Genomic DNA, 18,252 nt, shown 5'->3' with positions numbered 1-18,252 from the left:
GCGTTTCACGGAATCGCAGATCGGCTCTAACTCATTGTTTTCACGCGTTTCCGAACGGCGAACCGGTTTCCACTTCGCCTGGAAACGCTATAGGCCGTGCCGCCCGCCGCTCAGCGGCGGGCGATGATCTCGTCGCCGTCGACCACCAGCCGCAGGCCGAGCCTGCCGGTCTTGCGTCGCGCCAGGAAACGCGGCCGCTGCGCCAGCGGCCCGCGCGGGCGGCGCCGCTCCTGCGGCGGCGCGGTCTTCACCGGGCCGATCGATTCCTCGAGCGCGCGCGCCACGCCGTCGGCCTCGAACAGCAGCATCGGCAGCCGGTAGGCGGCGGCCCAGGCGCGCCAGTCGGCCGCCACGTCGTCGAGGTCGCCGGCGACCAGCAGCGGCACCGACAGCATGGGATCGTCGTGCAGCAGCTCGAGCGTCACCGTGACCTCGCCGAACTCGTCCTCCAGCGCCCGCGCCGCGACGCCGCGAAAGGCGCTCGCCGGCAGGGCGAAGCTCGCCGGCAGGCCGCTCCTGGCCAGCACCCGCTTCATGGTGACGCCGCGCTGGCCGATGGTGAAGGTCACCTCGCCGTAGTCGTCGTGGGCGGCGTAGCTGACCGCCTGCGGCAGCCGAAAGGGGTCGAGCCGCATCTGGCGGCCCGCCCATACGGGCTTCAGACCTGTGTTCATTGCGCCTTCCTGTCTCTCCTGAGAGCCGGTGTTCCGGTTCTCTCCGGGCCGGTGGTCCGGCCTCGTTGTGGAAGGCACCCTAGCGCCGCGGGTCTTACTGCCGGGTCTAGAAGTTCGGTTAAATTTTGCTGATCCACCCGATGGTTAGCGAATCCCGAGCGGACCGAGGGGCGGGCGCGGCAGACCCGCTCAGATGACCTTGCCGGGATTCATGATGCCGGCGGGATCGAAGGCGTGCTTGATGCGGCGCATCAGGTCGAGGGCGAGCGGCGGCGCGGTGGCGGCCAGCTCGTCGCGCTTCAGCCGGCCGATGCCGTGCTCGGCCGAGAACGAGCCGCCGAGCGCGCGCACCAGGTCGTGCACGGCGGCGTTGACCTCGCCGTAGCGCGCCATGAAGGCGGCGGCGTCGCCGCCGGCCGGCTGCGAGACGTTGTAGTGCAGGTTGCCGTCGCCCATGTGGCCGAAGCACACCACCCGGCTGCCCGGCACGATCGCCTCGACCAGCGCGGCGGCGCGGTCGATGAAGCCGGGAATCGCCACCACCGGCACCGAGATGTCGTGCTTGATGGAGGCGCCCTCGGGCCGCTGCGCCTCCGACATGGTCTCGCGCAGGGCGCGGAAGGCGGCGACCTGCGTCTCGCTGCGCGACACCACGGCGTCGTCGACCAGCCCCTTCTCCAGCGCCTCTGCCAGCACCTGCTCGGCCATCGCGCGCGATTCGTCCGCCGAGCGGCCGGACGACAGCTCGAGCATCACGTACCAGTCGTGCGCGCCGGAAAGCGGCGCGGCGGCGCCGGGCATGTGGCGCAGCGTGAAGTCCATCGGCGTGCGGCCGACCAGCTCGAAGGCGGTGAGCGCGGCGCCGGCGCGCGCCGAGGCCAGCCGGAACAGCGCCAGCGCCCTGTCCGGCGAGGCGAGGCCGGCCCAGGCGATGTCGCGGCCCCGCGGCATCGGCACCAGCTTGAGAACGGCCGCGGTGATGACGCCGAGCGTGCCCTCCGCGCCGATGAACAGGTTCTTCAGATCGTAGCCGGTGTTGTCCTTCTTCAGCTTGCGCAGGTCGTCGAGCACCTCGCCGGTCGGCAGCACCACCTCGAGCCCGAGGCACAGCTCGCGCGCGTTACCATAGGCAAGCACGGCGATGCCGCCGGCGTTCGACGACAGGGTGCCGCCGATCTGGCACGAGCCCTGCGAGCCGAGCGACAGCGGGTAGAGCAGGTCGCGTGCGGCGGCCGCCTCCTGCACCGCCTGCAGCACGGCGCCGGCCTCCACCGTCATGGTCGCCGAATCGGCGTCGATCTCGCGGATGCGGTCGAGGCGCGCCAGCGACAGGACGACCTCGCGGCCCGAGGCGTCGGGCATCTGGCCGCCGACCAGCCCGGTGTTGCCGCCCTGCGGCACCACCGGCGTGCCGGTCTCGCTGGCGAGCGCCAGGATGCGGCTCACCTCGTCGGTGTCGGCGGGCCTGAGGACGAGGCCGGGCCGGCCGGGAAAGAGGCCGCGCAGCTCGCGGCCGTAGGGTGCGACGGCGGCCGCATCGCGCAGCGCGTGGCGGGCGCCGACAATGGCGGCGAAACGCTCGACGAGCGGCGCGGGCAGGGTTTCGGTGTCGGTCTGCATGGCCCGACCCTAGACCATCTTGCCGCCGAGTGGACTCCCCCCGCCGCGCCGCAGCACGGCAAATCCGCACGTGCGGATCACGACGGCGGACGCGGCGCGGCGGCGCGCGCCAGCCGGTCGTTGATCGCCTCGCCGAGGCCCGTTTCGGGCACCGGCTCGACGGCGATCACGGCCGCGCCGCTCCCGTCGAGCCGGGCGAGATGGGAAAACAGGTTGGCGGCCGCCTCGCGCAGGTCGCCGGCGGGCGACAGGTTGAGCACCATCGCCGCGCGGTCGGCCCCGGCGGCGCGCGTCGGGCCGAAGGCGAGCAGCGCCTCGCCGGGCGCCACGGCGCGCGCGGCAAGCCGCAGGCCGGCGGCCGGCGCGTAGTGCGAGGCGAGCATGCCGGGCGCCACCACCGGACCGCCGGGCCGTTCGAGCGGCAGGCCGGCGACGCGCTCGATCTCGCCGGCCGGCACGCCGCCCGGCCTGAGCAGGCGCAGCCGGCCCTCGGCAACCTGAACGATGGTCGATTCCAGGCCGACCGGCGTCGGTCCGCCGTCGACGACCAGCGGGATGCGCGCGCCGAGCCCTTCGGCGACGGCCGCCGCCGTGGTGGCGCTGACGCGGCCGGACGGATTGGCGCTCGGCGCGGCGATCGGTCGCCCCAGCGCGCCGACCACGCGCGCGGCGAAGCCGACCGGCCAGCGCAGCGCCACGGTGTCGAGCCCGGCGGTGACCAGCGGATGGATCGGGCCGTCCGGCCGCAACGGCAGGACGAGCGTCAGCGGTCCCGCCCAGAAGGCTTCGGCGAGGCGCCGCGACAGCGGATCGAAGCGGGCCAGACGCTCGGCCATCGCCAGGCCGTCGACATGCACGATGAGCGGGTTGAAGCGCGGCCGGCCCTTGGCCTCGAAGATGCGCGCGACGGCGTCGCCGCGGGTCGCGTCGGCGGCCAGACCGTACACCGTCTCGGTCGGCAGCGCGACGACCTCGCCCGCCGCAAGCAGCGCGACGGCACGCTCGAGCGCCTCCTCAACGGGCAGGATTTCGGCCATGGATCCACGCTCCGGCACAACCGCCGCGCTGTAGCGCATCGGCCGGGAAACCGGAACCGGTTTTCGCAATGGCACGCCGTGCCCGTCCGGGAAGCGACCGCGTCCTTAGCACGCCGCGCGCGATGGCCGACGGGCCGCGCCCGCCGGCACGTGCCGCTGCGTCACCGTTTTGTTAATCCCCCCGATGCTACGGTTTTGCCGGTTCGGCGCATTCCGTTCCCGCAATGATGCACAATCAGAACCACGCGAGAGCCCACTGCCAGTCATGCGTCTTCTGCCGGCCCTCCTCGTCTGGTGCACGGTCGCACCCGCCGCCGCGCACGCCTCGTCCTTCGTCGTGCTCGCGCCGATGACGGAACGGGCCGGGCCGTCGATGCTGGTGCTCGACGCCGCGGCGAAGCCGGCAGGGGCGGTGCGGCAGGCGGCGACCCCGCCCGCCATGCCGGCGCTGCGCTATCCGCACCCGGCAGGCGGCGCGCCACGGCTCGCCGCGGCGCCGGCGGCACCCGCACCGCACGACGCTGTGGCAAGCAGCGGCACCGCCGGCCGCTTCGCCGCCATGAGCGCCTCGATGATCGCCATGACGCCGCCGCCGGCGGCGCCGTCCGACGTGGCTGACCCGGCGCCGCCGCCCGGACCGGCGCTCGCCTATCCCTATCCCGGCGGCGACGCGCCGGCCCATGCGCTGGCGGCCGCCGCTCCCCTCGCCTATCCCTATCCGGGCGGTGCGGCACCGGGACTGCTCGCCGTCGCCGCGCAGCCGCAGATCGCGCTCGACTACCCCTATCCCGGCGGTGCCGGGCGCGCGATGGTCGGCCGCGACATCGCTCCGGCCTCCGAGGTCGCGGCGATCAGCGCGTCGATGATCGCGCTCGAGGCGGTGCCGCCGGTCACCTTCGAGACGGTCTCCGCCGTCGCCGGCCCGGCGCCGACGAACCGGCCGCGCGCGCTGCCGGTCGTGATCCGCGGCGGGGTGTCGGGGGCGCCGTTCCGCCGCGCCGCGCCGGCCGCCGCCGCGCCGCCCGAGCCGACGCCGGTGGCCGGAAGCGCGCCGCCCGAACCGCAGCCCGCGCCGCCGCCGCCACCGCGTCCCGCCGCCCCGCCGCCGCCGGAGCCGAAGCGCGAGCCGGCCGAGCCGCCGGGGCCGACACCGCCGCCGACGCGCCTGCCGGAGTAGAGCGTTTCCAGGCGAAGTGGACACCGGTTCACCGTTCGGAAACGCATGAAAACAATGCGTTAGAGTCGATCTGCGATTCCGCGAAACGCAGAGCGGCTCTAGCGCACATGGCGCCGCGCCGCCGCGCTCTTGACCGGCCGGCGGCCGATGCGAAAGCATGCCGGCGACCGCCACGACGCGGCCAATTCGGGGGGACCGGCGATGGACGGGCTCATGAAGTTCCTGCACCTGTTCGCGCTGATGCTCGGCGCGGGTGCGGGGTTCGGCAACATGATGGTGGCGATGCAGGCGCGGTGTGCCGGCGGCGCGCCGCCGGCCGCGCTGCTCGGGCTGCGGCCCTTGTTCGGCCGGCTCGGGCTCGCCGGCATCGTGCTCATCTGGCTGACCGGACTGTGGCTGTGGATCGCCGACTACGACGCCGCGCCGCTCGGCTGGGCGTTCGTCGCCAAGCTGGCGGTCGCCGCGCTGCTGCTCGCCGTGGTGCTGGCGCTCAACGCGATCTTCGCCCGCGCGGCGCGCGGCACGCCGCCGCCGGCCTGGGCGCCGCGGCTCGGCCAGTCGACCAGCGTGCTGACGGTGATCGCCGTGGCGCTCGCCGTCTACGTGTTCGGCTGACGCCGCATCACGCCTTGCCGCGGCGCAGATGCTCGTCGAGGCGCGGCATGATCTCGACGAAGTTGCACGGCCGGTGACGGTAGTCGAACTGGTCCTTGAGGATCGCGTCCCAGGCGTCGCGGCAGGCGCCCGGCGAGCCCGGCAGGACGAAGACGAAGGTCTGCCGGATCAGCCCCGCGGTGGCACGCGACTGCACGGTCGACGTGCCGATCTTGTCGTAGGAGATGCGGTGGAACAGGACGGAGAAGCCGTCCATGCGCTTGTCGAACAGCGGCTCCAGCGCCTCGGGCGCCACGTCGCGGCCGGTGAAGCCGGTGCCGCCGGTCGTCAGCACCGCGTCGACGGCGGGATCGTCGCACCAGGCGCCGACCGTCTCGCGGATCGCCGCCACCTCGTCGCGCACGATGCGCCGGTCGGCGAGCGCGTGGCCGGCCTCGGCGATGCGCCCGGCCAGCGTGTCGCCGGAGCGGTCGTCGTCGAGCGTGCGGCTGTCGGAAACGGTCAGCACCGCGAAGCGGACGGGCACGAAGGGCCGTTCGGCCGGGGCATCAACCATGGTCGTTCTCCTGTGCGGCGAGGCTGCTGGTGGCGGCGACGAACCAGGCCGGCTGCGCCGCCGCCAGCGCCGCGGCGGCGGCCCCGGCCGCATCGCTGTCGGCGTAGACGCCGAAGCAGGTGGCGCCCGAGCCCGACATGCGCGCGACCAGCGCGCCGGTCCGCCCGAGCGCGTCGAGGACGTCGTCGATCTCCGGCAGCAGTTGGCGCGCCGGCGCCTCGAGATCGTTGCGCGTGGCGGCCAGCCAGTCGATCAGCGCGGCGCGGTCGGCGGCGGCCGCCAGCCGCGGCAGCGGCGGGTTGTCGCGCGTCCGCAGGGCCGAGAACACCGCCGGCGTCGACAGCGGCGCGCCGGGATTGGCGAGCACCATGGGCAGCGCCGGAAAGCGCGGCAGCGGCTCGACCGCGTCGCCGATGTTGCGGGCGACGAGCGGCCGGCCGGCCAGGCACATCGGCACGTCGGCACCGAGGCGAAGGCCGACCGCCGCGAGCGCCTCCTCGCCCAGGTCGGCGCGCCAGTGGCGCGACAGCAGGCGCAGCGCCGCGGCCGCGTCGCTCGAGCCGCCGCCGATGCCGGCGGCGACCGGCAGGTTCTTCTCCAGCACCAGCCGCACCGGCCGCGCCGCGGCGCCGAGCCGGGCGCGCAGCGCGTCGCGCGCCTGCACGGCGATGTTGGCGCCGTCGAGCGGCACGCGCGCAGCGAAGCGGCCGGTCACGCGCACCTCGTCGGTCTCGGCCGGCTCGGCCGAGAGCCGGTCGCCGGCCGCCGCGAAGACCACCAGGCTGTCGATCAGATGATAGCCGTCGGCGCGCTGCCCGGTGACGTGCAGGGCGAGGTTCACCTTGGCCGGGGCGGCCATGGTCTGGGGTTCGGCCATGCGCCCCCTTAGAGCATGTTGCAGCGGCGCGGAACCAGCTCGCCTCGCGACGATGCGACAAAATCGGTTCACCGGACCACGACGCCCCGGACCCGCGCCGCCGGCCCGGCCGCGTCCCGGCCCGGCGCTGCGGTCAGTCCTTGACGAGCCTGTACTCGCCGGTCTCGGGGTCCTGGACCAGCGTGCCGTCGGCGCGCGTGGACGCCTCCTTCTCGGCCCGCCGCACGCGCTGGGTGACGCGCTCGGCCTCGCGCACCAGCGCGCGATAGCCGACGATGGCGGCGACGCCGACGAGACCGAAGAAGATCAGTTGCGGCATGATCCAGGCATCCTCCGTTCAGCCCGGCACGGCGAGCGGCGTGCGAAATGTTACGCCGCTTTCGCGCCCTGTCAAAGCCCGTAGCGTCCCCACAGGGCGCGCTCCTCGGCGGCCTCGGCCGCACCGCCCAGAACGGCCGCGCCGAGCCCGGCCCCGGCCGCACCGATGCCGAAGAAGCCGAGGCGGCGGCCGAACAGGCCGCGCGGCGGCGTGACGAGCCGCAGCCGCGTCTTGTCGCCATAGCGCTCGCGCAGCACCGAGCGCATGTCGCCGAGGCCGTCGACCAGACCGAGCTCGACGCCGCGCCGGCCGGTCCAGAACAGCCCGGTGAACAGGTCGGGATCGTCGGCCAGCTTGTCGCCGCGGCGCTCGCGGACGATGTCGATGAAGGTCTCGTGCACGTCGAGCTGCAGGCGCTTCAGCCGCTCGACGTCCTCCTCCTTCTCCGGCTGGAAGGGATCGAGCACGGCCTTGTTGCGCCCGGCGGTGTAGAGCCGGCGCTCGACGCCGATCTTCTTGATCAGGTCGTGGAAGCCGAAGGAGGCCGACACGACGCCGATCGAGCCGACGATCGAGGAGGGATCGGCGATGATCTCGTCGCCGGCGAGCGCGATCATGTAGCCGCCCGACGCCGCGACGTCCTCGACGAAGACGAGCACGGTCTTGTTCTTCTCGGCCGCCAGGTCGCGGATGCGGCGGTAGATCAGCCGCGACTGCACCGGCGAGCCGCCCGGCGAGTTGACCGAGATGGCGACGGCCGGCGCCCGGGGAAAGGAGAACGCCTTCTGAAGCACGCCCGCCGTGGCGGCGAGCGACAGATGCTGGCGGAACTGGCTGCCCGACGCCATGATCGCCCCGTTGAGGCGGACGACGGGGATGGTCGGCGCATCTCTGCGCATCGACCTCGGCAGGGCGAGGCTCAAGGATCGCAACACTGAAAGCGGTCTCCGTTCTCGGGCCCTCATCCATTTAGGCATTCGCGGCGACGGCGCAATGGGCCCTGCGACTGCGGCCGCCGGCGCGGCGGGCTCAGCCGGCGAACAGCGGCGCGCGGCCGTTGACGATCGCCTCGGCGGCGGGCGAGAGCGCGCGGCCTTCCGCGTGCAGCACCAGCGGCGGCGCGAGCTGCAGCGCGCCGCGCGCGCCCTTCCTGGCGCGCAGCACGACGCGGATCGCCGCGGCGTCGGCGCGCGGATGGACCGGCACGACGGCCAGATCGCCGAAGCGGCCCGCGCAGGCGGCGATCAGCGCGCCGAGCGCCTGCGGCCGGGCGATCGCGGCGAGCCCGCCGCGCGGGCGCAGCACGGCGGCGGCCGTGCGCAGCCAGCGCTCGAGAAGCCCGTCGGGCATGACGTGCGCGGCGCGGCGCAGCGCGTCGGGCGTGGCACGGTCGCAGGCCGCGTTGAAGGGCGGGTTCATGATCGCGAAATCGAAGCTGTTGTCGGCCAGCCCGGCGGCGGCGCGCGCGGCCCCCGCCAGCGCCACGTCGGCGGCGAGCACGCCGGCGCGGGCGCGCAGATGGGCGTTCTGCGGCAGGGCGAGGCTGCGCTCGGCGCAGGCCAGCATCTGCGGCGCGTTGTCGACCAGGGTGACGCGCGCGGCCGGGCAGCGCGCGGCGACGGCGAGGCCGGCCGCACCGGCGCCGGCACCGAGGTCGACGGCGTGGCCGGCGAAGCCGTCCGGCACGGCCGCGGCCACCAGCAGCGCGTCAAGGCCGGCGCGATGGCCGCGCCCGGCCGGCTGCACGAGGTGGAAGCCGCCGCGGAAGAAGGCGTCGACGGTGACGGCGTCCGCGGCCCCGGCGTCGGCCATGGCCGCGCTCACGCTTCGCCGATCTCGCCGCCGATGCCGGCGTCGCGCAGCAGGCGGCGGGCGCGCTCGGCCTCGTCGGCATCGACCAGGATGCGGCGCGGCAGGATGCCGAGCGAGCCTTCCATGATGCTCATGTTCTGGTCGGCCACGAAGCAGCCGATGTCGGCGTCGCGCAGCAGGCTTTCAACGAAGGAGATGAGGACCGGGTCGTTGGTCCGGAACAGTTCGACCATGGCGCGACGTTTGCAGTTTGCCGGCCGCTTGTAAACGGCGCGCGTCGGCGGCGCCGGCCGCAGCGCCAATTCGCCGCTTGCCGCGGGCCGGGCCGGCGCCCTAGAATCATCAGCCGGGACGGCTGCAGCAGCGCGGCCGCGGAGAGGAGAACGACGTGGGTGTAGTACTGAACATCGGCAGCGGCCAGCGCGGCGAGGCCTCGATCGCGCCGCTCGTGGAGCTGACGGCGGCCGACATGGCGCGGGTGAACGAGCTGATCCTGTCGAAAGCGGGCTCGGACGTCGAGCTCATTCCCGAGGTGGCGCGCCACCTGATCTCGTCCGGCGGCAAGCGGCTGAGACCGATGGTCACCCTCGCGGCGGCGCAGATGTTCGGCTATTCCGGCGACAGCCACGTCAAGCTGGCGACCAGCGTCGAGTTCATGCACACCGCCACGCTCTTGCACGACGACGTCGTCGACGAGAGCGACCTGCGGCGCGGCAAGAACACCGCGCGCACCATCTGGGGCAACCAGGCGAGCGTGCTGGTCGGCGACTTCCTGCTCGGCCAGGCCTTCCGCATGATGGTCGAGGTCGGCTCGCTCGAGGCGCTCGACATCCTGTCGGCGGCCGCCGCGGTGATCGCCGAGGGCGAGGTCATGCAGCTCGGCGTGGCCAAGAACCTGGAGACGACCGAGGACGAGTATCTCGCCGTCATCAGGGCCAAGACGGCGGCGCTGTTCTCGGCCGCCGCCGAGGTCGGCCCGGTGATCGCCGAGGCGACGCGCGCCGACCGCGCGGCGCTGCGCTCCTACGGCACCAATCTCGGGCTGGCCTTCCAGCTCGTCGACGACGCGCTCGACTACGGCGGCAGCGCGCAGGAGCTCGGCAAGAACGTCGGCGACGACTTCCGCGAAGGCAAGGTGACGCTGCCGGTGATCCTCAGCTACCGGCGCGGCAGCGCCGAGGAGCGCGCCTTCTGGAAGCGCGCCATCGAGGACGCCGAGAACGACGACGCCGCGCTGGACAAGGCGCTCGGCCTGATGGCCCGGCACGGCGCCATCGGCGACACGATCGGCCGGGCGCGCCATTTCGGCGAGATCGCCCGCGACGCGCTGGCGCCGCTCCGCGACACGCCGGAGAAGGCGGCCATGCTCGAGGTCATCGACTTCTGCATCAGCCGGGTGACCTGAGCGCGCCGCCCGCGGCGTTGCGGGGCGTCCGCAAAAAGGCCATGCTTGTCGTGTCTCAGTGCAGCGCGAGTGCAACCGGCGAGTCCACGCTGCGCATGCCCATGGCTGGAAAGGAACCGATGCGGCTCAAACGTCACGACCTCACGCGCGCCCTGGCCCTGGCGGCGGTCATCGCGCTCACCGGCACGCCGGCCGGCGGCCAGGAGGCCGACGAGACCGACAGGATCGTCGCCACCACCTCCTTCTCCGGCGCCTTCCTGGCGGCGCGCGCGGCCGAGCTCGACAACGACCTCGACGCGGCCATCGCGTTCTACGAGCGGGCGCTGTCGTTCGACCCCGACAACCAGGCGCTGCAGCAGGGCCTTCTGCTGGCGCTGATCTCGAACGGCGATTTCGACGCCGCCCTGCCCTATGCGCAGAAGCTCAAGTCGGTGCCCGAGGTCGAGCGCTTCTCGCGGCTGGCGCTCGCCGTCGACGCGATGCGCGAGGGCGCCTTCGGCGATGCCCGCGACTGGCTGGAGATCGTGCTGGAAAGCGATCTCGACCGGCTGATCACCGGCGTGATGAGCGCCTGGGCGAGCCAGGGCGAAGGCGACACGTCGGCTGCGCTCGACCAGCTCGACGGGCTGTCGGGACCGGAGTGGTACGACATCTTCACCACCTATCACCGCGCCCTGGTGGCGGCCGGCGCGGGCCGCGACGACGTCGCGGTGGCGGCCTTCGAGGCGATCCTCGACGACAAGGTCGCCGGCGCGGGCGCGCCCGACACCTACATGCGCGCGGTGGAGGCCTATGCCGCCTACCAGGCCGGCCGCGGCGAGCGCGAGCAGGCGCTGGCGACCCTCGACGCGGCGGAGGAGTTCATCACCGGGCGCGCCGCGACGCTGGCGCTGCGCGAGCGCATCGCGGCGGGCGAGAGCGTCAGCCCGCCGGTGGCCGGCCCGGCGGCGGGCGCCGGCGAGATCCTGCTCAACCTGGCGAGCGCGCTCAACCGCGGCGGCAGCGAATCCTTCGTGCGGCTCTACCTGCAATACGCCCGTGCGCTGCGGCCCGACGACGCCGCCACGCTGATCGAGCTCGCCTCGGTGGCCGAGCGGCAGAACGAGCCCGAACGCGCCATCGCGCTCTACGAGCAGGTGCCCGACAGCTCGCCGATGAAGCGCGTGGCCGAGCTGCAGCTCGGCCTCAACCTGGCCGATCTCGAGCGCCACGAGGAGGCGATCGAGCATCTGACGGCGGCGCTGGCCGCCGACCCGGACGACATGCGCGCCTATGTGGCGCTCGGCAGCGTGCACGCCGCGCGCAAGGACTTCGCCGCCGCGGCCGAGGTCTACGACCGCGCCGTGACGCGCATCGACACGCCGGAGCGCGAGCACTGGAACATCTACTACCAGCGCGGCATCGCCTATGAGCGGCTCAAGCAGTGGGAGAAGGCCGAGCCCAACCTGCGCAAGGCGCTGGAGCTCTATCCCGAGCAGCCGCAGGTGCTGAACTATCTCGGCTACAGCCTGGTCGACATGAACCGCAATCTCGAGGAGGCGCTCGAGATGATCCGCCGCGCGGTCGAGCTGCGCCCGAGCGACGGCTACATCGTCGATTCGCTCGGCTGGGCCTACTACCGGCTGGGCCGCTTCGAGGAGGCGGTGCAAGAGCTCGAGCGGGCGGTGTCGCTGAAGCCGTCGGACCCGATCCTCAACGACCATCTCGGCGACGCCTACTGGCGTGCCGGGCGCCGGCTGGAGGCGCGCTTCCAGTGGTCGCACGCCCGCGACCTGGAGCCGGAGCCCGACGTGCTGGCCGCCGTCGAGCGCAAGCTGGAGGAAGGCCTGCCGCCGCAGGACGAGACGGCCGCGCCGGAGGACGAGGCGGCCGCGCCGCAGCCGGAGGAACCGGTGATGGTGGCGCAGGCGCCCGCGGCCGGCGGCGCGGCGATGCAGGACGCGATGCCGGCCGACGACGAGGCGGCCGGCGGCGTGCCCGCCACCTACGTCGTCAAGCCGGGCGAGACGCTGTGGTCGATCGCCGTCGACCGGCTCGGCCGCGGCGATCTCTACATCGACATCCTGGAGGCCAATCCGGCGCTGCAGGGCAATCCGGACCTGATCCGGCCCGGCCAGGAGCTGCGCATGCCGGCGCCGCGCTGAGGCGCCGGCGGACGGCCTTCCCCCGGCTGCCGGTCCTCAGTTGCCGGCGCCGTAGCGCGGCGTCACCGGACAGGCGACCCAGCCGCCCCCCTGGCGCGTGAAGCATTCGAGCCGCAGGTCGGAAAGCCGCTGCTCGTTGGGGTTCTGCTTCTCGCAGATGCAGTTCGACTGCGGCAGCCGCACCACGTCGCACCCGGGCGTCACGCACAGATAGCCGGTCACGGAATCGCGCATGTTGGAGTTGCGCTCGCCGGTGGGAAAGTTCTGCGCGGCGGCGGGCGCGGCGGCGGCGAGCGCGAACAGGGCGGCGGCGACAATGCGGGTCATCGGGCAATCTCCTCTCGACGGCGCCGGCACGGCGGCTCGGTCCGCGCCGCGGCGCCTTTCCTTGCACCGTAGGGGCACCGTAGGGCGCGAGGCCGGGCCGCGACACCCCTCACCGGCCATCACTTTCGCGCGAGCGGCCCGCGGCGCGGCCGCGCGCGGGCCCGGTTGACCGGCCGGCCGGGCCGCTCTACCACGGCCGCGCAACCCCCGCATCCGAGCCGAGGACCGCTCCCGTGAACGCCGGCCTGCCCGCCCACATGCATCCCAGCCGCTCCTTCCAGGGGCTGATCCTGACGCTGCACGGCTACTGGGCCGAGCGCGGCTGCGTCATCCTGCAGCCCTACGACATGGAGGTCGGCGCCGGCACCTTCCATCCGGCCACCACGCTGCGCGCGCTCGGCCCGCGGCCGTGGAACGCGGCCTATGTGCAGCCCTCGCGGCGGCCCAAGGACGGCCGCTACGGCGAGAACCCCAACCGGCTGCAGCACTACTACCAGTACCAGGTGATCCTGAAGCCGAACCCGCCCAACCTGCAGGAGCTCTATCTCGGCTCGCTCGAGGCGATCGGCATCGACCCGCTGACGCACGACCTGCGCTTCGTCGAGGACGACTGGGAAAGCCCGACGCTGGGCGCCTGGGGGCTCGGCTGGGAGTGCTGGTGCGACGGCATGGAGGTCTCGCAGTTCACCTACTTCCAGCAGGTCTGCGGCTTCGAGTGCGCGCCGGTGTCGGGCGAGCTGACCTACGGGCTGGAGCGGCTGGCGATGTATGTGCAGGGCGTCGACAACGTCTACGACCTCAACTTCAACGGCCTGGAGGGCGCGCAGCGGGTGAGCTACGGCGACGTCTTCCTGCAGGCCGAGCAGGAGTATTCGCGCTACAATTTCGAGCTGGCCGACACGGCGCCGCTGTTCCGCCACTTCGAGGACGCCGAGCGCGAATGCACGGCGCTGCTCGACGCCGGCGCGCCGGCCGCCGAGGGCGGCCTGCACCGCTGCGTCCTGCCGGCCTACGACCAGTGCATCAAGGCGAGCCACGTCTTCAACCTGCTCGACGCGCGCGGCGTCATCTCGGTGACCGAGCGGCAGAGCTACATCCTGCGCGTGCGCAACCTGGCGCGCCGTTGCGGCGAGGCCTACCTGCAGACGGAAGCCGGCGGCGCCGGCGCGCGCTCGGCCGCCTGAGGCGCCTGCCCAACACATTTGCGTGAAGCGCGCGGCAGCCGCTCGCGCGCCGGGCGGCCTTGCGCTTCAATGCGCACGGGGCGGCGACGGGTGCGGACCGCCCCGCGGGAGGAGGACCCGACGATGGCCGAGCACGGGCATTTCTACTGGAACGAGCTGATGACGCGCGACGCCGAGCGCGTGAAGGACTTCTACGGTCAGTCGATCGGCTGGACGTTCGAGGCTATGGCGATGGACGGCGGCCAGACCTACTGGGTGGCCAAGCGCGGCGACGCGCCGGTCGGCGGCATCTTCACGATGAGCGGCCCGGATTTCGAGGGCGTGCCGGAGCACTGGCTGCCCTATCTCGCCGTCGACGACATCGACGCCGCCGTCGACAAGGCACAGACCGCCGGCGGCACGATCGTGCGGCCGCCATGGGACGTGCCGGGCGTCGGCCGCATCGCGATGATCCGCGAGCCGGGCGGCGCGATGATCGGCTGGATGACGCCGGCGCCGGTCGACTGACGCCGCGCCCGCCGCCGCACCGCGCTGCGGGATGACAGCGCGCGCCGCCTTTGGTAAGGCCTGCGCGGCCTTCCCTTCGTTCTCATCCCGGCGACCCGATGCCCGACCTGCTTCTCGAACTGCGATCCGAAGAAATCCCCGCGCGCATGCAGCGCAAGGCGGCCGGCGACCTGAAGGCGATGGTCACCGGCGGCCTGGTCGAGGCGGGCCTGACCTACGAGGGCGCGCGCGAGCACTGGACGCCGCGCCGGCTGGTGCTCGACGTGCGCGGCGTCACCGCGCGCTCGAAGGACGTGCGCGAGGAAATCAAGGGACCGCCGGTCAAGGCGCCCGAGCAGGCGGTCAACGGCTTCCTGCGCAAGGCGGGGCTGACCTCCACCGAGGCGCTGGAGGTGCGCACCGACCCCAAGAAGGGCGCCTTCTACGTCGCGGTGATCGAGCGGCCGGGCCGCCCGGCCGATGAGATCGTCGCCGAGATGATGCCCGGCATCATCCGCGCCTTCCCCTGGCCGAAGTCGATGCGCTGGGGCCGCGCCTCGGCGCCGAAGGGCACGCCGTTCTACGGCGAGGAGGCGCGCGGCAGCGAGAGCCTGCGCTGGGTCAGGCCGCTGCAGTCGATCCTGTGCACCTTCGGGCCGGAGACCGAGGAGCCGACGGTGGTCGACTTCGCCGTCGACGGCGTGCGCGCGGGCAACGTCACCTACGGCCACCGCTTCCACGCGCCGGAGGCGATCACCGTGCGCCGCTTCGACGACTATGTCGCGAAGCTGGAGGCCGCGCGCGTCATCGTCGACGCCGAGCGGCGCAAGCGCATCATCCTCGACGACGCGCGCAACCTCGCCTTCGCCGCCGGCCTCGAGCTGGTCGAGGACGAGGCGCTGGTCGAGGAGGTGGCCGGCCTCGTGGAATGGCCGGTCGTGCTGATGGGCAGTTTCGAGGAGGCCTTCCTCGACATTCCGCCGGAGGTGGTGCGGCTGACCATCCGCGCCAACCAGAAGTGCTTCGTCACGCGGCCGCGCGGCGAGGCGGAGCGGCTGTCCAACCGCTTCGTCATCACCGCCAATGTCGAGGCGCGCGACGGCGGCGCCGAGATCGCCCAGGGCAACGGCCGGGTGGTGCGCGCGCGGCTGTCGGACGCCGTGCACTTCTGGACCACCGACCAGGCCGACCTGCCCGATCTCGACCGGCTGACGCAGGCCGCCGCCCGCTTCGACCTCGACCTGTCGAAGCCGCTCGACCAGCGCATGGCGCGGCTCGCGCATCTGAACGTCACCTTCCACGCCAGGCTCGGCACGCAGGGCGCGCGGGTGGCGCGCATCGCGCGGCTGGCCGAAGCGCTGGCGCCGGCGGTCGGCGCCGACGCCGCACGCGCGCGCCGCGCCGCCGTGCTCGCCAAGGCCGACCTGCAGACCGAGGTGGTCGGCGAGTTTCCCGAGCTGCAGGGCGCCATGGGCCGCAAATACGCCGCGCTGCAGGGCGAGGACGCACGCGTGGCCGCGGCGATCGAGGCGCATTACCGGCCGCTCGGACCGTCCGACCGGGTGCCGGACGAGCCGGTGTCGGTTGCCGTGGCGCTCGCCGACAAGCTCGACATGCTGACCGGCTTCTGGGCGATCGACGAGAAGCCGACCGGCTCGAAGGACCCCTATGCGCTGCGCCGCGCCGCGCTCGGCGTCATCCGCATCGTGGTGGAGAACGGCGTGCGGCTGGCGCTGCTCGACGCCTGGCACCGCACCTGGCTGGAGCATGCGCGGCAGACCTTCGACGCCTCGATCCACGACCTGTTCGACACCGTGCAGCGGCTCGGCACGGCGCTCCGGCCGGCCAACCTGGCCGCCGTGCTCGATGAGATCGGCGAGAGCGTGGAGACGGAGATCCGCGACCGCGCGCCGGAGATCGCCGAAACGCTGGCGCAGCGCGAGGCCGACCTGCTCGCCTTCTTCCACGACCGCCTCAAGGTCTATCTGCGCGACCGCGGCGCGCGCCACGACCTGATCGACGCGGTTCTGGCGAGCGGCGAGGCCGGCGGCGCCGCGACGGCCAATGACGACCTGCTGATGATCGTGCGCCGCGTCGAGGCGCTCGGCGCGCTGCTCGACAGCCCCGACGGGCAGAACCTGCTCGCCGGCACCAAGCGGGCGGCCAACATCCTGGCGGCCGAGGAGAAGAAGGGCACGGCGGTCGCCGGCCGCGTCGACCCGGCGCTGTTTGCCAGCGACGAGGAGCGGGCGCTGCACGACAGCCTGGAGGAGGCGGAGCACTTCGCGGGCGAGGCGATCGCGGCGGAGGATTTCGAAAGGGCGCTCGGCTTCCTCGCCGCGCTGCGCCAGCCGATCGACGCCTTCTTCGACGCCGTGCTGGTCAACGCCGACGATGCGGCCGTGCGCGGCAACCGGCTGGCGCTGCTGGCGCGCATCCGCTCGGCGACCGGCCGGGTGGCCGACTTCTCGCGCATCGCCGGCTGAGGCACCGCGCCGGCGCGGCCGGCGACGGCCCGCTGCACACGTCGTCCGGCGGCCACCCGAACCCCGTCACCAGCGCCTCACATCGCTATCCTCTGCGATCCTGGCCGACCGCGCGCAAGCGCGGGAGCCGGGCCGGGCCTGCTGGCGCGTCATCGGCCGCCCGCCGGCCGCAAGACGGCAGCGCGGCGCGTTCGGCAAAAAGTTCTTGCTTTGTTCCGTTCTCGGCGATAGGAATAGATTCATCGAGACAACGCGTCAGCAGGGCGGCCCGGCCGCCGCGGGAGAGCGCAGGATGGAACAGATCGGTCGCGCCGACATTGCCGCCTTCACAGGCGGAGGGCCCGACATGGCCAATGCCATCATCGAGGAGAGCGGCATTCGCGTCGGCGGCGAGCGGCGGCGCGGGCGGTCCGCCGGCATCAATCCCAGCGGCCGCTACGAGCCGCTCACCCGGCACGTCTTCGACGACGGCTGGAACTCGCTGGAGGAGCTGCCGCCCTTCAAGACCGAGGTGCAGGTGGAGCGGCCGCGCAACATCATCACGCGCAACCAGTCGCCCGACATCTCCTTCGACCGCTCGATCAACCCCTATCGCGGCTGCGAGCACGGCTGCGTCTACTGCTTCGCGCGGCCGAGCCACGCCTATATGGGCCTGTCGCCCGGCCTCGACTTCGAAGCGCGGCTGTTCGCCAAGCCGGACGCCGCCAGGCTGCTCGAACGCGAGCTGGGCAAGAAGGGCTACGAGCCGCGCACCATCGCCATCGGCACCAACACCGACCCCTACCAGCCGGTCGAGCGGCAGTGGCGCATCATGCGCGAGGTGCTCGAGGTGCTGGAGGCGCACGACCATCCCGTCGGCATCGTCACCAAGTCGGCGCTGGTCACCCGCGACGTCGACATCCTGGCGCGCATGGCCGGCAAGGGCCTGGCCAAGGTGGCGCTGTCGGTGACCACGCTCGACCGCAAGCTGGCGCGCACCATGGAGCCGCGCGCGGCGACGCCGGCGCGCCGGCTGGAGGCGATGCGCACGCTGAGCGAGGCCGGCGTTCCGGTGTCGGTGATGATCGGGCCGGTGATCCCCGGGCTCAACGACCACGAGATCGAGCGCATCCTCGATTCGGCCGCCGCCTTCGGCGCGCGCGAGGCGGGCTACATCATCCTGCGCCTGCCGCTCGAGGTCAGCCCGGTGTTCAAGGACTGGCTGCTGCGCCACTACCCGGACCGCTTCCGGCACGTCATGTCGCTGGTGCGCTCGATGCGCGGCGGCAAGGACTACGACGCCGAATGGGGCCGGCGCATGAAGGGCAGCGGTCCCTATGCCTGGCAGATCGGGCGCCGCTTCGAGATCGCCGCGCGCCGCTACGGGCTCAACCGCGAGAAGCGGACGCTGCGCACCGACCTGTTCAAGCCGCCGCATCGCCAGGGCGAGCAGCTCGTGCTGATCTAGCCGCAGCGCGGCACGCCACGTTCTTTCGGGCCGCCGGCGCGGCGGTCCCTGTCTTTCCGTCGGACCCGTCCCCCTCGTCCACAGCC

Annotated in this window: 18 protein-coding genes; 8 read left to right on the top strand and 10 right to left on the bottom strand. The window is 73.2% G+C overall.

Annotated features, from left to right (window positions below):
• Nucleotides 1-110 precede the first annotated feature (110 nt).
• The 3 genes from N1F89_RS11035 to N1F89_RS11025 form a co-directional block, all read right to left on the bottom strand.
• Nucleotides 111-674 (bottom strand): DUF6101 family protein, encoded by a 564-nt coding sequence (locus N1F89_RS11035; RefSeq protein ID WP_290084063.1) that lies wholly within the window; start codon nucleotides 672-674, stop codon nucleotides 111-113.
• 189 nt (nucleotides 675-863) lie between these two features.
• Nucleotides 864-2,294: an FAD-binding oxidoreductase gene (locus N1F89_RS11030; RefSeq protein ID WP_290084061.1), complete on the bottom strand. Its 1,431-nt coding sequence runs from the start codon at nucleotides 2,292-2,294 to the stop codon at nucleotides 864-866.
• 77 nt (nucleotides 2,295-2,371) lie between these two features.
• Entirely contained in the window at nucleotides 2,372-3,331 is a 960-nt protein-coding gene (locus N1F89_RS11025; RefSeq protein ID WP_290084060.1) for an L-threonylcarbamoyladenylate synthase, read from the bottom strand.
• A gap of 265 nt (nucleotides 3,332-3,596) precedes the next feature.
• Here N1F89_RS11025 and N1F89_RS11020 point away from each other — a divergent pair, with 265 nt between their 5' ends.
• Together N1F89_RS11020 and N1F89_RS11015 are read left to right on the top strand one after the other, a co-directional pair.
• Nucleotides 3,597-4,508 (top strand): hypothetical protein, encoded by a 912-nt coding sequence (locus N1F89_RS11020; RefSeq protein WP_290084058.1) that lies wholly within the window; start codon nucleotides 3,597-3,599, stop codon nucleotides 4,506-4,508.
• Between the two features lie 147 nt (nucleotides 4,509-4,655).
• Nucleotides 4,656-5,123 carry a hypothetical protein gene (locus N1F89_RS11015; RefSeq protein WP_290084057.1) on the top strand — a complete coding sequence of 156 codons (468 nt, stop codon included), beginning with the start codon at nucleotides 4,656-4,658 and terminating at the stop codon, nucleotides 5,121-5,123.
• A gap of 7 nt (nucleotides 5,124-5,130) precedes the next feature.
• Here the strand turns inward: N1F89_RS11015 and moaB are convergent, their stop codons facing one another.
• The 6 genes from moaB to N1F89_RS10985 form a co-directional block, all read right to left on the bottom strand.
• A complete protein-coding gene (gene moaB, locus N1F89_RS11010) occupies nucleotides 5,131-5,679 on the bottom strand; it encodes a molybdenum cofactor biosynthesis protein B (RefSeq protein WP_290084055.1) in 549 nt (182 codons plus the stop codon).
• Nucleotides 5,672-6,556, bottom strand: a complete 885-nt coding sequence (locus tag N1F89_RS11005) for a 4-(cytidine 5'-diphospho)-2-C-methyl-D-erythritol kinase (RefSeq protein ID WP_290084053.1) — start codon at nucleotides 6,554-6,556, stop codon at nucleotides 5,672-5,674. Before N1F89_RS11005 ends, moaB begins: the two co-directional genes overlap by 8 nt.
• Nucleotides 6,557-6,689: 133 nt before the next feature.
• A complete protein-coding gene (locus N1F89_RS11000) occupies nucleotides 6,690-6,875 on the bottom strand; it encodes a hypothetical protein (RefSeq protein WP_290084051.1) in 186 nt (61 codons plus the stop codon).
• Nucleotides 6,876-6,946: 71 nt separating this feature from the next.
• Entirely contained in the window at nucleotides 6,947-7,810 is an 864-nt protein-coding gene (locus N1F89_RS10995; RefSeq protein ID WP_290084049.1) for a S49 family peptidase, read from the bottom strand.
• 94 nt (nucleotides 7,811-7,904) lie between these two features.
• Entirely contained in the window at nucleotides 7,905-8,687 is a 783-nt protein-coding gene (locus N1F89_RS10990; RefSeq protein WP_290084048.1) for a methyltransferase, read from the bottom strand.
• 8 nt (nucleotides 8,688-8,695) lie between these two features.
• A complete protein-coding gene (locus N1F89_RS10985) occupies nucleotides 8,696-8,920 on the bottom strand; it encodes a DUF2007 domain-containing protein (protein WP_290084046.1) in 225 nt (74 codons plus the stop codon).
• Nucleotides 8,921-9,075: 155 nt separating this feature from the next.
• On the opposite strand from N1F89_RS10985, the gene N1F89_RS10980 reads away from it, so the two are divergent.
• Together N1F89_RS10980 and N1F89_RS10975 are read left to right on the top strand one after the other, a co-directional pair.
• On the top strand, nucleotides 9,076-10,092 hold the full coding sequence (locus N1F89_RS10980; protein ID WP_290084044.1) for a polyprenyl synthetase family protein: 1,017 nt from the start codon (nucleotides 9,076-9,078) through the stop codon (nucleotides 10,090-10,092).
• Between the two features lie 119 nt (nucleotides 10,093-10,211).
• Nucleotides 10,212-12,236, top strand: coding sequence for a tetratricopeptide repeat protein (locus tag N1F89_RS10975; RefSeq protein WP_290084042.1), 2,025 nt, complete (start codon nucleotides 10,212-10,214; stop codon nucleotides 12,234-12,236).
• 36 nt (nucleotides 12,237-12,272) lie between these two features.
• On the opposite strand, the gene N1F89_RS10970 is transcribed toward N1F89_RS10975, so the two are convergent.
• Nucleotides 12,273-12,563 carry a hypothetical protein gene (locus N1F89_RS10970; RefSeq protein ID WP_290084040.1) on the bottom strand — a complete coding sequence of 97 codons (291 nt, stop codon included), beginning with the start codon at nucleotides 12,561-12,563 and terminating at the stop codon, nucleotides 12,273-12,275.
• A 233-nt stretch (nucleotides 12,564-12,796) separates the two neighbouring features.
• On the opposite strand from N1F89_RS10970, the gene N1F89_RS10965 reads away from it, so the two are divergent.
• The 4 genes from N1F89_RS10965 to N1F89_RS10950 all read left to right on the top strand — a co-directional run bounded on the left by N1F89_RS10965 (nucleotide 12,797) and on the right by N1F89_RS10950 (nucleotide 18,166).
• A complete protein-coding gene (locus N1F89_RS10965; RefSeq protein ID WP_290084038.1) occupies nucleotides 12,797-13,747 on the top strand; it encodes a glycine--tRNA ligase subunit alpha in 951 nt (316 codons plus the stop codon).
• Nucleotides 13,748-13,870: 123 nt separating this feature from the next.
• Nucleotides 13,871-14,254 carry a VOC family protein gene (locus tag N1F89_RS10960; RefSeq protein ID WP_290084037.1) on the top strand — a complete coding sequence of 128 codons (384 nt, stop codon included), beginning with the start codon at nucleotides 13,871-13,873 and terminating at the stop codon, nucleotides 14,252-14,254.
• 98 nt (nucleotides 14,255-14,352) lie between these two features.
• Nucleotides 14,353-16,719: a glycine--tRNA ligase subunit beta gene (glyS, locus tag N1F89_RS10955; protein WP_290084036.1), complete on the top strand. Its 2,367-nt coding sequence runs from the start codon at nucleotides 14,353-14,355 to the stop codon at nucleotides 16,717-16,719.
• A gap of 292 nt (nucleotides 16,720-17,011) precedes the next feature.
• Nucleotides 17,012-18,166, top strand: a complete 1,155-nt coding sequence (locus N1F89_RS10950) for a PA0069 family radical SAM protein (RefSeq protein ID WP_290084034.1) — start codon at nucleotides 17,012-17,014, stop codon at nucleotides 18,164-18,166.
• Nucleotides 18,167-18,252 lie beyond the last annotated feature (86 nt).

Source organism: Aquibium sp. A9E412, from assembly GCF_030398335.1.
In the GTDB taxonomy this organism is placed as follows: domain Bacteria; phylum Pseudomonadota; class Alphaproteobacteria; order Rhizobiales; family Rhizobiaceae; genus A9E412.
Note: the sequence above shows the minus strand (reverse complement) of the source record. Positions and strands in the feature narration are given on the sequence as shown.

What these genes read in the sequence shown, in the direction of transcription:
- N1F89_RS11000 (WP_290084051.1), bottom strand. Translation starts at nt 6,875, where the DNA reads ATGCCGCAACTGATCTTCTTCGGTCTCGTCGGCGTCGCCGCCATCGTC.
- N1F89_RS11020 (WP_290084058.1), top strand. Translation starts at nt 3,597, where the DNA reads ATGCGTCTTCTGCCGGCCCTCCTCGTCTGGTGCACGGTCGCACCCGCC.
- N1F89_RS10960 (WP_290084037.1), top strand. Translation starts at nt 13,871, where the DNA reads ATGGCCGAGCACGGGCATTTCTACTGGAACGAGCTGATGACGCGCGAC.
- N1F89_RS10975 (WP_290084042.1), top strand. Translation starts at nt 10,212, where the DNA reads ATGCGGCTCAAACGTCACGACCTCACGCGCGCCCTGGCCCTGGCGGCG.
- N1F89_RS10970 (WP_290084040.1), bottom strand. Translation starts at nt 12,563, where the DNA reads ATGACCCGCATTGTCGCCGCCGCCCTGTTCGCGCTCGCCGCCGCCGCG.
- glyS (WP_290084036.1), top strand. Translation starts at nt 14,353, where the DNA reads ATGCCCGACCTGCTTCTCGAACTGCGATCCGAAGAAATCCCCGCGCGC.
- moaB (WP_290084055.1), bottom strand. Translation starts at nt 5,679, where the DNA reads ATGGTTGATGCCCCGGCCGAACGGCCCTTCGTGCCCGTCCGCTTCGCG.
- N1F89_RS10985 (WP_290084046.1), bottom strand. Translation starts at nt 8,920, where the DNA reads ATGGTCGAACTGTTCCGGACCAACGACCCGGTCCTCATCTCCTTCGTT.
- N1F89_RS11035 (WP_290084063.1), bottom strand. Translation starts at nt 674, where the DNA reads ATGAACACAGGTCTGAAGCCCGTATGGGCGGGCCGCCAGATGCGGCTC.
- N1F89_RS11030 (WP_290084061.1), bottom strand. Translation starts at nt 2,294, where the DNA reads ATGCAGACCGACACCGAAACCCTGCCCGCGCCGCTCGTCGAGCGTTTC.
- N1F89_RS11005 (WP_290084053.1), bottom strand. Translation starts at nt 6,556, where the DNA reads ATGGCCGAACCCCAGACCATGGCCGCCCCGGCCAAGGTGAACCTCGCC.
- N1F89_RS10990 (WP_290084048.1), bottom strand. Translation starts at nt 8,687, where the DNA reads ATGGCCGACGCCGGGGCCGCGGACGCCGTCACCGTCGACGCCTTCTTC.
- N1F89_RS10950 (WP_290084034.1), top strand. Translation starts at nt 17,012, where the DNA reads ATGGAACAGATCGGTCGCGCCGACATTGCCGCCTTCACAGGCGGAGGG.
- N1F89_RS11025 (WP_290084060.1), bottom strand. Translation starts at nt 3,331, where the DNA reads ATGGCCGAAATCCTGCCCGTTGAGGAGGCGCTCGAGCGTGCCGTCGCG.
- N1F89_RS11015 (WP_290084057.1), top strand. Translation starts at nt 4,656, where the DNA reads ATGCGAAAGCATGCCGGCGACCGCCACGACGCGGCCAATTCGGGGGGA.